15 protein-coding genes and 1 pseudogene are annotated in these 12,393 nt (G+C 61.6%); 7 read left to right on the top strand and 9 right to left on the bottom strand.

From position 1 onward, the window contains the following. Positions 1-230 precede the first annotated feature (230 nt). Positions 231-1,280 (top strand): aldo/keto reductase, encoded by a 1,050-nt coding sequence (locus AC1RO0_RS21085; protein WP_498594746.1) that lies wholly within the window; start codon positions 231-233, stop codon positions 1,278-1,280. Between the two features lie 49 nt (positions 1,281-1,329). Here AC1RO0_RS21085 and AC1RO0_RS21080 read toward each other — a convergent pair whose 3' ends face one another. Further along, positions 1,330-2,355 carry a zinc-dependent alcohol dehydrogenase family protein gene (locus AC1RO0_RS21080; RefSeq protein WP_498594745.1) on the bottom strand — a complete coding sequence of 342 codons (1,026 nt, stop codon included), beginning with the start codon at positions 2,353-2,355 and terminating at the stop codon, positions 1,330-1,332. A 110-nt stretch (positions 2,356-2,465) separates the two neighbouring features. On the opposite strand from AC1RO0_RS21080, the gene AC1RO0_RS21075 reads away from it, so the two are divergent. Then, the gene (locus AC1RO0_RS21075) at positions 2,466-3,368 is read left to right on the top strand and encodes a LysR family transcriptional regulator (protein WP_498594744.1); all 903 of its coding nucleotides are present in this window, start codon (positions 2,466-2,468) and stop codon (positions 3,366-3,368) included. Here the strand turns inward: AC1RO0_RS21075 and AC1RO0_RS21070 are convergent. Then, the gene (locus AC1RO0_RS21070) at positions 3,358-3,690 is read right to left on the bottom strand and encodes a YciI family protein (protein ID WP_498594743.1); all 333 of its coding nucleotides are present in this window, start codon (positions 3,688-3,690) and stop codon (positions 3,358-3,360) included. The two genes, AC1RO0_RS21075 and AC1RO0_RS21070, sit on opposite strands and share 11 nt — an antisense overlap. 84 nt (positions 3,691-3,774) lie before the next feature. Between AC1RO0_RS21070 and AC1RO0_RS21065 the strand changes: the two genes are divergently transcribed. Next, positions 3,775-4,659, top strand: a complete 885-nt coding sequence (locus tag AC1RO0_RS21065) for a LysR family transcriptional regulator (protein WP_498594742.1) — start codon at positions 3,775-3,777, stop codon at positions 4,657-4,659. A 51-nt stretch (positions 4,660-4,710) separates the two neighbouring features. On the opposite strand, the gene copM is transcribed toward AC1RO0_RS21065, so the two are convergent. The 3 genes from copM to AC1RO0_RS21050 form a co-directional block, all read right to left on the bottom strand. After that, a complete protein-coding gene (copM, locus tag AC1RO0_RS21060; RefSeq protein ID WP_498594741.1) occupies positions 4,711-5,079 on the bottom strand; it encodes a CopM family metallochaperone in 369 nt (122 codons plus the stop codon). Between the two features lie 80 nt (positions 5,080-5,159). Beyond that, the gene (locus AC1RO0_RS21055; RefSeq protein WP_498594740.1) at positions 5,160-5,534 is read right to left on the bottom strand and encodes a hypothetical protein; all 375 of its coding nucleotides are present in this window, start codon (positions 5,532-5,534) and stop codon (positions 5,160-5,162) included. Between the two features lie 68 nt (positions 5,535-5,602). Beyond that, positions 5,603-6,133 carry a 2'-5' RNA ligase family protein gene (locus AC1RO0_RS21050; protein WP_498594739.1) on the bottom strand — a complete coding sequence of 177 codons (531 nt, stop codon included), beginning with the start codon at positions 6,131-6,133 and terminating at the stop codon, positions 5,603-5,605. 123 nt (positions 6,134-6,256) lie between these two features. Here AC1RO0_RS21050 and hisS point away from each other — a divergent pair, with 123 nt between their 5' ends. The 3 genes from hisS to hisG all read left to right on the top strand — a co-directional run bounded on the left by hisS (position 6,257) and on the right by hisG (position 9,813). Then, the gene (hisS, locus tag AC1RO0_RS21045) at positions 6,257-7,780 is read left to right on the top strand and encodes a histidine--tRNA ligase (protein ID WP_498594738.1); all 1,524 of its coding nucleotides are present in this window, start codon (positions 6,257-6,259) and stop codon (positions 7,778-7,780) included. Between the two features lie 201 nt (positions 7,781-7,981). After that, on the top strand, positions 7,982-9,100 hold the full coding sequence (locus tag AC1RO0_RS21040; protein WP_498594737.1) for an ATP phosphoribosyltransferase regulatory subunit: 1,119 nt from the start codon (positions 7,982-7,984) through the stop codon (positions 9,098-9,100). Next, a complete protein-coding gene (gene hisG / locus AC1RO0_RS21035) occupies positions 9,100-9,813 on the top strand; it encodes an ATP phosphoribosyltransferase (RefSeq protein WP_498594736.1) in 714 nt (237 codons plus the stop codon). The genes AC1RO0_RS21040 and hisG overlap by 1 nt, the downstream gene beginning before the upstream one ends. 106 nt (positions 9,814-9,919) lie before the next feature. Here the strand turns inward: hisG and AC1RO0_RS21030 are convergent, their stop codons facing one another. The 3 genes from AC1RO0_RS21030 to AC1RO0_RS21020 all read right to left on the bottom strand — a co-directional run bounded on the left by AC1RO0_RS21030 (position 9,920) and on the right by AC1RO0_RS21020 (position 11,157). After that, a complete protein-coding gene (locus AC1RO0_RS21030) occupies positions 9,920-10,309 on the bottom strand; it encodes a type II toxin-antitoxin system VapC family toxin (protein WP_498594735.1) in 390 nt (129 codons plus the stop codon). After that, positions 10,296-10,571: an AbrB/MazE/SpoVT family DNA-binding domain-containing protein gene (locus tag AC1RO0_RS21025; protein ID WP_371110706.1), complete on the bottom strand. Its 276-nt coding sequence runs from the start codon at positions 10,569-10,571 to the stop codon at positions 10,296-10,298. The genes AC1RO0_RS21030 and AC1RO0_RS21025 overlap by 14 nt, the downstream gene beginning before the upstream one ends. A gap of 142 nt (positions 10,572-10,713) precedes the next feature. Next, positions 10,714-11,157 carry a DoxX family protein gene (locus tag AC1RO0_RS21020; protein ID WP_498594734.1) on the bottom strand — a complete coding sequence of 148 codons (444 nt, stop codon included), beginning with the start codon at positions 11,155-11,157 and terminating at the stop codon, positions 10,714-10,716. 215 nt (positions 11,158-11,372) lie between these two features. On the opposite strand from AC1RO0_RS21020, the gene AC1RO0_RS21015 reads away from it, so the two are divergent. Next, entirely contained in the window at positions 11,373-12,080 is a 708-nt protein-coding gene (locus AC1RO0_RS21015; RefSeq protein ID WP_498594733.1) for a glutathione binding-like protein, read from the top strand. 208 nt (positions 12,081-12,288) lie between these two features. On the opposite strand, the pseudogene AC1RO0_RS21010 reads toward AC1RO0_RS21015, so the two are convergent. Beyond that, positions 12,289-12,393, bottom strand: a pseudogene (locus AC1RO0_RS21010) (IS110 family transposase); the annotation flags it as partial.

Raw genomic sequence — 12,393 nt, 5'->3', positions numbered from 1 at the left:
AAGCTGAGGTAACCGCATTGTGATCGGCGCCGGGTCTCGCGTTGAAATCGGATTCCGGTGCATTATGTCGATATCGTCCAGGTAGCGGCGTGACCGCCCCTCGACGATCATCTCCGGACCTCCCCAAGACAGCACGGATGAGTGGCTGTCATGCCGAGGCCAATAGCCAAGAGATCAGGATTCACCGGCCGGAAGCCGCCTTCCGGCGGACCACAAGGGAATTTTCTCAGATGCGTTATAACCAGCTCGGCAATACCGGTCTATTCGTCTCCGAACTCTGCCTCGGCACCATGACCTTCGGCGAAGCCAATCCCAACAGCAACTGGGGCGCCATCGCCGATGTCGACCAGGCACTGGCCGACAAGATCGTTGAAAACTCGCTCGCCGCCGGTGTCAACTTCATCGACACCGCCGACGTCTATTCCTTCGGCAATTCGGAAAAGCTGCTCGGCCAGGCGCTGAAAAATGTCGGCGTGCAGCGGAAGGACGTCGTCATCGCCACCAAGGTCTATGGCGTCATGGGCGACAAGCCCAACGATCGCGGCGCCTCGCGCGGCCATATCATGGATTCGGTCCAGGCCAGCCTCGAGCGGCTGCAGACCGACCATATCGACCTCTACCAGATCCATGCCACGGATACGGTCACGCCGATCGATGAGACCCTGCGCGCGCTCGACGATCTCGTCTCGCGCGGGCTGGTGCGCTATGTCGGCGTGTCCAACTGGCAGGCCTGGCGCATTGCCAAGGCGCTCGGCATTTCCGAACGCCGCGGCTTTGCCCGCTTCGAGACGGTGCAGGCCTACTACTCCATCGCCGGCCGTGATCTCGAGCGTGAGATCGTGCCGCTGATGGCGGAGGAAAAGCTTGGTCTTATGGTCTGGTCACCGCTTGCCGGCGGTCTCCTCTCCGGCAAGTTCGGCCCTGGTGCTGCGGGTAATGGCGAAGGCCGCCGCGCCAGTTTCGATTTCCCGCCGGTCGACAAGGATCGCGCCTGGGCCTGCGTCGCCGCCATGCGCGAAGTGGCCGAGAAACACGGCGCCAGCGTCGCCACCGTGGCGCTCGCCTGGATCCTGGCAAAACCCTTCGTTACCAGCATCATCATCGGCGCCAAGCGTCTGGATCAGCTCGACCAGAACCTCGCCGCCGTCAAGCTGAAGCTCGACGCCGAGGATATCGCCAAGCTGGACGAAGTCAGCGCGCTTGCTGCGGAATATCCCGGCTGGATGCTCGCCCGCCAGGGAGCTGCGCGCATTCCGCAGCCTTTCGAACCGAAGGCTTGATTTATGCAGAAACCGAGCCGCCGTCTGCCTGACGGCGGCTCGGCTGTCGTCAAAACTCGATGACAATCTTGCCGAAGGCACCGCGATCGAGATGGTCGAAGGCGGCGGGAACCTCGGAGAAGGCGTAGCGATGATCGATAACCGGCTTCAGGCCGATACGGTCGACAGCGCGGACGAAATCCTCCAGCGCACGCCGATGGCCGACGGAGATGCCCTGAATGATCGGAGATTTCAGCAATACCGGTCCAGCGGGTCCCGATAGGTCAAATCCTTCAAGCACGCCGATAACCGAGATCCGACCATGCACGGCCACTGCTTTCAGCGATTGGCCGAGATGTGACCCGCCGGCGATTTCGAAGATATGGTCGATGCCGCGATCATTGGTGAGGCGATAGACCGCCTCCACCCAATCCTCGGCGTTGCGATCGATGCCATGGCGGGCGCCGAGCGCCTTTGCCCGCGCCAGCTTTTCGGGGCCGGAGGAGGTCACGAAGACCTCGGCACCTTGCGCCGTCGCGATCTGCAACCCGAACATCGATACCCCGCCGGTTCCCTGCACCAGCACGGTGTCGCCCGGCTTGATCTTGCCGCGTTCCACCAGTGCGAACCAGGCCGTCAGGCCGGCGCAGGGCAAGGTGCTGGCCTCGCCGTCGTCGATGCTTGTCGGCGCGGCGACGAACCAATCTTCGGGAAAGGCGACATATTCGGCAAGCACACCGGGGTAAAAGCCGCCTAGCGTCTGATAGGGCAGATTGCGTGCATCACCGGGCGGCTTGTCGTCTATCCAGCCGGGGTGGAAGGTGGAGATAACCCGGTCGCCGGGTGCAAACCGCGTTACCCCTTCGCCAACCGCTTCCACGATGCCTGCCATGTCGGAAGCGGGCACAAAGGGGAACTGGATGGGCAGTCCCATGCCGCTTTCCCGCATCAGCTTGTCGCGATAGTTCAGCGAAACCGCCTTGGTCTGCACAAGAACTTCGCCGCGGGCGGGCGAGGGGACTTCGGTCTCGGTGAGGCTGAGAGGGGCATTGACGCCGAAGGTGTCCAGTGTCCAGCGTCGCATGGTCTTCGTCATAATGATCTCCTGCGAGAAATTGAAAGTACGGAGACCACTATATCGTTGCGCTGAGGTCGCCAGTGGCGATATGATTTCCACTGACTGGTTCCTCTTTGGAAACAATAGCGATGAATGACATGCTCAACGGCATTCCGGAATTCGTGGAGGCGGTGGAAGCAGGCGGCTTTTCAGCGGCAGCGGCCCGCATGAACCTGTCACGCTCGGCGATCGGCAAGACCATCGCCAAGCTCGAGAGACGCCTGAGCGTCCGGCTCTTTCACCGCACCACCCGCACGCAAAGCCTGACGGACGAGGGCCAGGTCTTCTACGAGCGCTGCCGCCGGGCGCTGGACGAGATACAGTCGGGCGAGGCGATGCTGGAATCCGGCAAGCGTGAGGTGGCGGGACGTCTGCGCATCTCGATGCCGGTGCTCTTTGGCCGCCGCTGTATCGCGCCGTTGCTGATGGAGCTTGCCCGCGCCCATCCGAACCTCGAACTCGATCTTTCCTTCAGCGACCGTGTTGTCGATCTCTTGGATGAGGGCTTCGATCTCGCCATCCGCAACGGTCCGCTGCGGGATAGTGCCGGGCTGGCGACGCGCAGAGTGGCGCGGCACCGCATGGTGGTCTGCGCATCGCCCGCCTATCTCGCAAAGCGTGGGACACCGCAGGCGATCGCGGATCTTGAGGACCATGATCTCATCGCCTATGCCCGCGCAGGCGAGGTAAAGATCTGGACCTTCCCGCAGGCCGATGGCGTCGACATCGAATATATGCCGAAGACGCGATTGCGGTTCGACGATCTCGAAGTGATGGCCGATGCCGCCGCCGCTGGGATGGGAGCCGCGTTGCTACCCTGCTGGCTGATACGAGGTCAGGTGCTCGCCGGCAATCTTGCCCCCGTGCTGACGGATATGTCCGGCCTGACCTTCCACGCCTATGCCGTCTGGCCGCAGACGCCGCACCTGCCGCTCAAGACCCGCGCGGTCATCGATCTGCTCGCGGCCCGGCTGCCGCAGGTCATGGAGTGACGGAAGGCGGCGGTATTTGTTGTCGCGGCAGACGGGCGCCGTCGGCAAAGACCCGGTTCCAGACCAGGATTTGCACCGATTTCCGGAGCCCGGCTGACCAGAACGGATCCTCTTTCACCAGCCGGTCGACCTCTGCGGCATCATTCGCCTCGACAAGCCACAGGCCGCCTGCAAACGCATCGCCCGGCCGGCTGAGTGGCCCTGCCGTCTTGATGCGGGCCGCATTCGCCTGCAGGAAGTCGAAATGACGTTCCAGATATTTCTGCCGTATCTCGGCGGCGTGTTGCCGATCGTCTTCAAACAAAACAGCGAATAGCGTCATTGTAGCCTCCTTGCTGGACCTTCGGAGCCTATGACTGCAATAATGTGATTGCATGCGGTAAGTTCGCCGAAGAAGGCTGCAAAAATGCACGATATCGACTGGAATGATCTGCGTTATGTCCTCGCCGTGGCGCGGGGTGGCTCCTTTGCGGCGGCGAGCCGGGAGATCAAGACGGATGCGACGACGGTCGGCCGGCGGTTGCGGATATTGGAGGAAAGGCTCGGTGCCGCGCTCTTTCAGCGCGATGCGGGCGGCGTGATGACGCCGACACCGGCAGGTGAGATCGCCGTGGCTCGGGCCGAGGCCGTTGAGGCGGAGGTCATGGCGCTCTCAGGGGCGCTGGAGGCGGCGGATATCACGGCGCTCGGCAAAGTGCGCCTGACGGCGCCGCCTTCCTTCATCTGCCGCCTGTTGATCCCGGCTACGGCCGAGCTTCTGTCAAAGCATTCCGGCCTGCAACTGGAACTCATCGGCGATGCCCGCAACTTCAACCTGACCCGCCGTGAGGCGGATATGGCGATCCGCCTTGCCAGGCCCGCTGACTTGGCCAACAGCAAGGTCGTGGCGCGGCGGATCGCGAGCCTTGACTACGCAATCTACGTCGCGGCCGGGAAACAGGACGATGCGGAAAAGCTGCCATGGCTGGTCTATGAGGAGGGGATGACGCATTTGCCGCATGCCCGCTGGATTGCCGCGCAGGCAGAAAAATCGGGCGCTGCCGCTCTCGCCGTAAACGACGCGGAAGCCCTGCTTCAGGCCGCCGTCGCTGGATTGGGCCGAGCGTTATTGCCCACAATTCTGGTCGAGCGCGTCGAGGGACTTTATCGCGTCGAAACCGACGACAAGAGCTTGCCGGTGCGGGAAGTATGGCTGCTGACTCATGCCGAACTTCGCAATGCCGTCAGGATCAGGGCGGTTGCCGGATGGCTGGATCGGGTGTTTCACCGCCCGAAACCCGACGAGATCTAGGCGCGACGAGAGGCGGCCGAAATGCCGCCCCTCGTTCTGTTTCAATCCGGCTTATTTGCCGTGCTTCTTCAGCCAGGCGTTCATGCCTTTGATTTCGGCCTCCTGCGCCTTTATGACGTTTTCCGCCAGTTTGCGCAGTTCCGGATCCTTGCCGTATTTGAGCTCGATCTTGGCCATGTCGATGGCGCCCTGATGATGTGGGATCATGCTTCGGGCGAAATCCGCGTCGGCATCGCCGCTATAGGTGATCATCATGTTGCTGTGCATCTTGCCCATGGCATCGTTGAACGCCTTGCTGGACGCGCCCTGGTCGCCCATCGGCTTGCTCATATCCATGCTTTTCATGTCTTCGGCGATGGCGGGGATAGAGAAGGTGAGCGCGAGAGCGCCGGCAAGGATGATGGATTTGGAAATAGACATGTGAGTTCCTTCCGTTTCGGAACGGTCTCTGAATTTCTGGCGAAGGGTCGCTTCGCAAGTGGGATGAAGTCAGATGCGTATCAGGCGAAGCGGGGAGGCGGCGCTGTCGGCGCGGGGCGGGAGTCGGCAAGCCGTTGACCATGCGTGGGTGCCGGGTAGGAGAATGCCAGCACACGGCCGTCATCCAGCGTCAGCGAAGGCGCAACGGCAAGACAGGCGGCGCAGGACGGCACATGCGCCATGCCGCCGGCACAGGGGTTGTCCGGTTTCTTGTCCGCATGCTGGGACTTCGCGCCGTGATCCGTGGCCATGCCAGGCATGGCGTTATGCACACTCACGCTGGAAGCGGCCGGCATCGCCATCTCGGCATCGCAAATCGGACAGGCCGCCAGTGCGGGCATGGTACCGTAGATCAGCCAGGCAATCAGCATTGTCAGAGTGGCGAAGAAGCGCATGGGCAAACCCTAAGTGCATACCCGTGAAAGGCAAGTGCAAATTGCACTGAGCCAATCTTGGCGCGGTATCAAGGCCGTAATTTGACCTCTTCCAGGATTTCGACAGGGGGAAATCCGATGCAATCGGCAATGTCAAACGTCACGGCAAATCGTGCCGGTGTTTCGGCTGCCCATTTGAGCGCCGCCGTCGCCGCCTCCTTCGGAATACTCATGGCGATCGTGCAATGCGGTTGCCAATGGCCGGGACGATAATGCTCATGACACAGCATCGGATCGATCTCCCGATGAATAGCCTCGTGCATGCGGCGCAAGGCGCTGTCATCGACCGGGCGTGCCCAGAGCACCAGCGTCTCATTTGGAAAATGGTGGATGCCTGCAAATTCAACCGAAAGTATCGGCATGTCGCGAAAGATCTTGCGCACGGCCTCAAGGGGTCGTTCCGGTGCGATGTCTCCGTAGATGGCGAGCGTCAGATGCGGTGGGTAGTTCAAAGCCTGCATCGATGGGACGGTTTCGAAGCGGCTTGCCTCGCGCCAGAGATCGAGAGCCGGGTTCGCGGTATCGTTCGTGCATTTCAGGCTGATTGCGTAGGCCGCCACTTTTCTATCCCTGATCTTCGGTCAACGTCAGTTTTGTCGAACGACATCATACAACAATCCTTGCCGCATCTCGCCCAATCCGCTAGTTAACCGCCACTGTTCCCGTACCGGATTATCCAACAAATGAGCGACAAACAGAAGAAACCACAAAAGCTCAAGGCCCGCCTGCCGCGTGGCTTTGTCGATCGTTCGGCGAGCGATATTCGCGCCGTCAACGAGATGACCGCTAAGATCCGGGCGGTTTATGAGCATTATGGTTTCGATCCCGTCGAAACGCCGTTGTTCGAATATACCGATGCGCTCGGCAAGTTCCTGCCCGACAGCGACCGTCCGAACGAGGGCGTGTTCTCGCTGCAGGACGATGACGAGCAATGGATGTCGCTGCGCTACGACCTGACAGCGCCGCTCGCCCGTCATGTCGCTGAGAATTTCAACGAGATCCAGCTGCCGTATCGCACCTATCGTGCCGGTTACGTTTTCCGCAACGAGAAGCCGGGTCCGGGCCGTTTCCGCCAGTTCATGCAGTTCGATGCAGATACCGTCGGCGCGCCCGGCGTGCAGGCCGATGCTGAAATGTGCATGATGATGGCCGACACGCTGGAAGCGCTCGGCATCAAGCGCGGCGACTATGTTGTCCGCGTCAACAACCGCAAGGTTCTGGACGGCGTGCTGGAAGCCATCGGTCTCGGCGGCGACGACAAGGCTGGCCAGCGCCTGAACGTGCTGCGCGCCATCGACAAGCTCGACAAGTTCGGTCCGGAAGGGGTCGCGCTGCTGCTCGGGCCAGGCCGCAAGGATGAGTCCGGCGATTTCACCAAGGGTGCCGGGCTCAATGCGGAGCAGATCGACAAGGTGCTCTTCTTTGTCGGCATCAAGGATTATGCCGAAAGTGCCGCCCAACTCGCCGAGCTGGTTGCCGGCACGTCCAAAGGCGTCGAAGGCGTCGAGGAATTGAATTTCATCGGCAGCCTCGTCACCAGCGCGGGCTATCAGTCCGACCGCATCAAGATCGATCCTTCCGTCGTTCGCGGCCTCGAATATTATACCGGCCCGGTCTATGAGGCCGAACTGCAGTTCGACGTCACCAACGAAAAGGGCGAAAAGGTCGTCTTCGGCTCGGTTGGCGGTGGCGGACGCTATGACGGGCTTGTTTCGCGCTTCATGGGCCAGCCGGTTCCGGCGACGGGCTTCTCCATCGGCGTTTCGCGCCTGATGACGGCCTTGAAAAACCTTGGCAAGCTCGGCCAGGACGAGGTGATCGAACCCGTACTCGTCACCGTCATGGACGGCGATGTCGAGGCCATGGGTCGTTACCAGCGCTTTACGCAACAGCTGCGCGCCGCTGGCATTCGCGCCGAGATGTTCCAGGGCAACTGGAAGAAGTTCGGCAACCAGCTGAAATATGCCGACCGCCGCGGCTGCCCGATCGCCATCATCCAGGGTGGCGACGAGCGCGCAGAGGGCGTCGTGCAGCTCAAGGACCTGATCGAGGGCAAGCGCCTCTCCGGCGAAATCGAGGACAATGCCAGCTGGCGCGAAGCCCGCGTTGCGCAGGAGACCGTGCCCGAGGCCGATCTGGTCGCCAAGGTGCAGGCGATTTTGGCGGCGCAGGCGGAAGATCGCAAGAGGGCGAGTGGCGATGTCTGACCGGGCCGAGCAATCTCGCTTGCCCCTTCTCCCCTCGGGGAGAAGGTGGCCCGCAGGGTCGGATGAGGGGGGCTCTCGGCTCGGGAAAGCTATCCTTCGCTTCCCGCTCAGGATCCTCGTCACTTCGTTTCTCGGGCCCCTCATCCGCCCTGTCGGGCACCTTCTCCCCGCTGGGGAGAAGGTAGGAAGAGAGGCGATCGCATGCCTCTAATCAATCTTCCCGATTTCGCCGTCGATCTCCTCGCCGAATTTGCTGCCCGCAGGACGGATCGGGTCGACACGCCGATCATCCAGCCGGCCGAGCCGTTTCTTGACATGGCGGGCGAGGACCTGCGCCGCCGCATCTTCATGACTGAGAGCGAAACCGGCGCCAGCCTCTGCCTGCGCCCGGAATTCACCATTCCCGTCTGTCTGCAGCATATCGAGACCGCCACCGGTACGCCGAAGCGTTATTCCTATCTTGGCGAGATCTTTCGCCAGCGCCGCGAAGGCGGCCATGAGTTTTATCAGGCGGGGATCGAGGATCTTGGCGATCGCGATATCGCCAGCGCCGATGCCCGTGCCGTGGGCGATGCCATTGCCATTCTCAACCGGCTGGTGCCCGGCACGGCGTTGTCGGTGACGCTGGGCGATCAGGCTGTCTTCGAAGCCGTCGTCCAGGCGCTTGGCCTGCCGTCCGGCTGGCAGAAGCGGCTGATCCACGCTTTTGGCAACATGATGCAGCTCGAAACCCTGCTGGCGCGGCTGGCAAGCCCGCAGCCGGTCACCGGGCTCGATCCGCATGCGCTCGATTTTCTCGCGCGCCGCGACGAGCAGGGGCTGGTCATGCATATCGACAGCACCATGCAGGCGACCGGTTATTCCACCAATGCCAGCCGCTCGCCGCTGGAAATTGCCCGTCGTCTGCGCGAAAAGCTGGTCCTGTCGGAAACCCATCTCGATGACGAGGCCTTCCGCGTCCTGGAAGAATTCCTGTCGCTGAGCGTGCCGCTCGACGAGGCCTCCTCGGCGCTGGCCGGCTTTGCCGATGCTGCCGGGCTGAAGCTGGGCACGGCGCTTGAGCGCTTTGACGCCCGCGTCGCTGCTCTTGCCAATGCCGGCGTCGATGCGGCGCTTATCGACTATCGCGCCGCTTTCGGCCGCCCGCTCGATTATTATACCGGCCTCGTCTTCGAGGTGACGGTGGAGGGATCGGCGGCGGTGCTCGTCGGCGGCGGCCGTTTCGACCGGCTGCTGACGCTGCTCGGCGCAAAAGACCATATTCCGGCCGTCGGCTTCGCGCTTTGGCTCGACCGGATCGAAACCGCGAGGGCGGCCTGATGACCATTACCATTGCGCTTCCCTCCAAGGGCCGGATGAAGGACGATTGCTCCGCGATCTTCGACCGCGCCGGCATGCCCATCGTCGCCGTCGGCAATGACCGCTCCTATCGCGGTCGTGTCGAAGGCTGGGATGATGTTGAGGTGGCGTTTCTGTCAGCCTCGGAAATCTCGCGCGAGATCGGCAATGGCAGTGTCGATTTCGGCGTCACCGGCGAGGATCTGGTGCGCGAAGGCTTGGCGGATGCCGACCGTCGCGTCGAGTTCTGCGCCCGCCTCGGCTTCGGCCATGCCGATGTCGTGGTGGCCGTGCCGGATATCTGGCTTGATGTCGATACCATGGCCGATCTCGGCGATGTCGCCGCCGATTTCCGCACCCGCCACGGCCGCAGGCTGACCGTCGCCACCAAATATTGGCGGCTGACACAACAGTTCTTCTCCAGCCAGCACGGCATCCAGCTCTATCGCATCGTCGAGAGCCTTGGGGCAACCGAAGGCGCGCCGGCCTCCGGCTCGGCCGATATCATCGTCGACATCACGTCCACCGGCTCGACGCTGAAGGCGAACCATCTGAAGATCCTCTCCGACGGCACCATCCTACGCTCGGAGGCCTGCCTTGTCCGTGCGCGTAAGGAGAGCCACGAGGGTGATCCTATGGTCCAGCGGATCATTGCAGCGGTGCAAAATGCGGGACCAAAGAGCAACGATGTTTGACGAGTAACGTCGTTGCTTGTCTACTTCCGACTGAGCTTCCCATGCTTATACAAGGGCAGCCGGCTGACGTATAGCGGGCGTCCGCGGGGCATACGTTGCATCACCCTCACGCCTCCCTGACGCTCTCATAGCCGGCCGCTTTGGCGACTTTCACCAGCTTCCGGTCGAATGTGACGAAGCCCTCGCAATGCGCCGATCGACCGAGATGCAGCGCGTCGGCGAAATCCATCCCTTTTTCGGCCAATTCGAGCGCCGCCGCGACAAGGGCGGCGTCCTCCACTGTCACGGTGGGAAGACCACCGAAGGCTCTCAGCGCGCGGGCGACATCGATCGAGCCATAGCCGTATGTACTGCGCAGTACCCATTCGACTTCCAGAACGACGGTCGCGGCCACGAATACGGCCCCGCCATCGACGATCCCACGGGCACGGGGTGATTGCTCGGGATGATCGCCGGTCAGGTAGCGGACGATCAGGTTGGTATCAATAGCGATCATGGCGGCGTTGGGCTTCGGCCAGCACACCGGCCTCCATGTCTTCGAGGGATTTCGGCTCACCCTTGAAGGGCAACAGTCCGAATACCTCATCCGGCCGTGTCGCGGCGAAGGCCGGTGCCCGCTTCAACAGCACACCGTCCGCGGTTTCCTCGACGATCAGCCGCGTCCCGGTATCCCATTCCCGCCGCTGGCGTATGGCTTTCGGCAGGATGACCTGCCCCTTGGTCGAGACGGTCGTGATGATCTGTTCGGCATGCGCCATCGGCCTGAATCCTTGGTGTAAGACGGAAGTAAGATAGTTGCGATTGCCTCACACTTCAAGATCGAACCTCGTTTCATCGATACAGACACAAAAGCCCGCCGTGGAAACGGCGGGCTTTTTAGGTCTGGGAGGTATCTGGTAATCAGGCTGTAGCGTAGGCGCCGCGGCGTGCGTCGAGCGAGTAGACGCCCGGGCCGTTGGTGGCGAGCATGATGTAGGCGCCGGCCAGGGTGACGTTCTTCAGGAAGTTGACGAAGTTCAGGCCGTTGATCCAGCCATTGGCGGCGGCCGGGAAGTCCGGAACGTTGACGGTCGGCAGGTGGAAGACGATACCGGTGAAGATGCAGAAGGCGGCGAGCAGCCAGCCGACGATGCGGATCTGGAAGCCGAGGAGAACGCAGACGCCGGTGATGAATTCGAAGGCGCCGGCGAGATAGGTGAGCAACGTGGCGGCGGGCATGCCGGCGCCAGCGATCATGCCGGCGGTGCCTGCCGGATCGGTCAGCTTGCCGAAGCCAGCGAAGATGAACATGAAGGCGAGCAGGATGCGCGCCACGAGGATGATGACATTATTGGTGTTGGACATGACGGTCTCCAGTAGGGGTGGTCGGCACTGTGAGTGACGATTTCTGGAACCATCTATTCGCGATTTCGCTGTGGTTGGAAAGATAAACAACTGCGCACGATTAGTTCACTATTATTGAACAATGGCGCTGTTCGATCACTCTTCCCATCCATGCGCTATCGGTTATGGTGGCGCGAATTCACTGCCAAATCATAATTTTCGGAAGGAAACCCCTTATGGCCGATCTGTCCTCATTTCCGATCACGAAGCGCTGGCCCGCCAGCAATCCGGATATCATCCAGTTCTATTCGTTGCCGACACCGAACGGTGCCAAGGTCTCGATCGCGCTTGAGGAACTCGAACTCCCCTATGAGCCGCATCTGGTTTCCTTCGGCACCAACGACCAGAAGTCGCCGGAATTCATCTCGCTGAACCCGAACGGCCGCATTCCCGCGATCATCGATCCCAACGGTCCCGGCGGTAAGCCGATCGGCCTGTTCGAATCTGGCGCTATCCTCGTCTATCTCGCCGAAAAGACCGGCAAGCTCATGCCCAAGGATGCCGCCGGGCGCTACGAAGTGCTGCAATGGGTGTTCTTCCAGATGGGCGGCGTCGGCCCGATGTTCGGCCAGTTCGGCCACTTCTTCAAATTCGCCGCCGACAAGGTCGCCAACAATTCCTATCCTGTGGAACGCTATCGCGATGAGGCCAAGCGTCTGCTCAGCGTTTTGGAAGAGCGTCTGAAGGGTCGTCAGTGGATCATGGGCGACGAATACACCATCGCCGACATCACCACCTTCCCCTGGGTCCGCGGCGTCGACGTCTTCTACGGCGGCGGCGAGGTTCTTGAGCTCGCAAGCTTCCCTTCGGTCATGGACTGGGTTGAACGCGCGACTGCCCGCCCGGCGAGCCAGCGCGGCCTGAATATTCCGAAGCGGGATTGATCGCTTCAACTGCGTCTAGGGCACAGGTCAGGCATGTTCGCCTTTGCCGCGCCTATATGCCTGGCCCCTCACCCCAGCCCTCCCCCCGTAGACGGGGCGAGGGGGCGCTCCCGTGTTTGCGCGGGCATCGTGTTCAGCAATGAAGCCACTAAGTTTAAAGGATAAGACTCCCTCTCCCCGCTTGCGGGGAGAGCGACTGTCTTGTTGGTCAAGCTGATTGCCATGGTTTTTGATCCCGGATGATGGCATTGAGGATGGTAAGAAGCTTTCGCATGGTTGCGACGATGGCGACGATCTTTGGTTTGCCGGAAGC

This window comes from Rhizobium sp. GW821-FHT14E12, from assembly GCF_058803745.1.
This window is presented reverse-complemented; position numbering and strand designations above follow the sequence as displayed.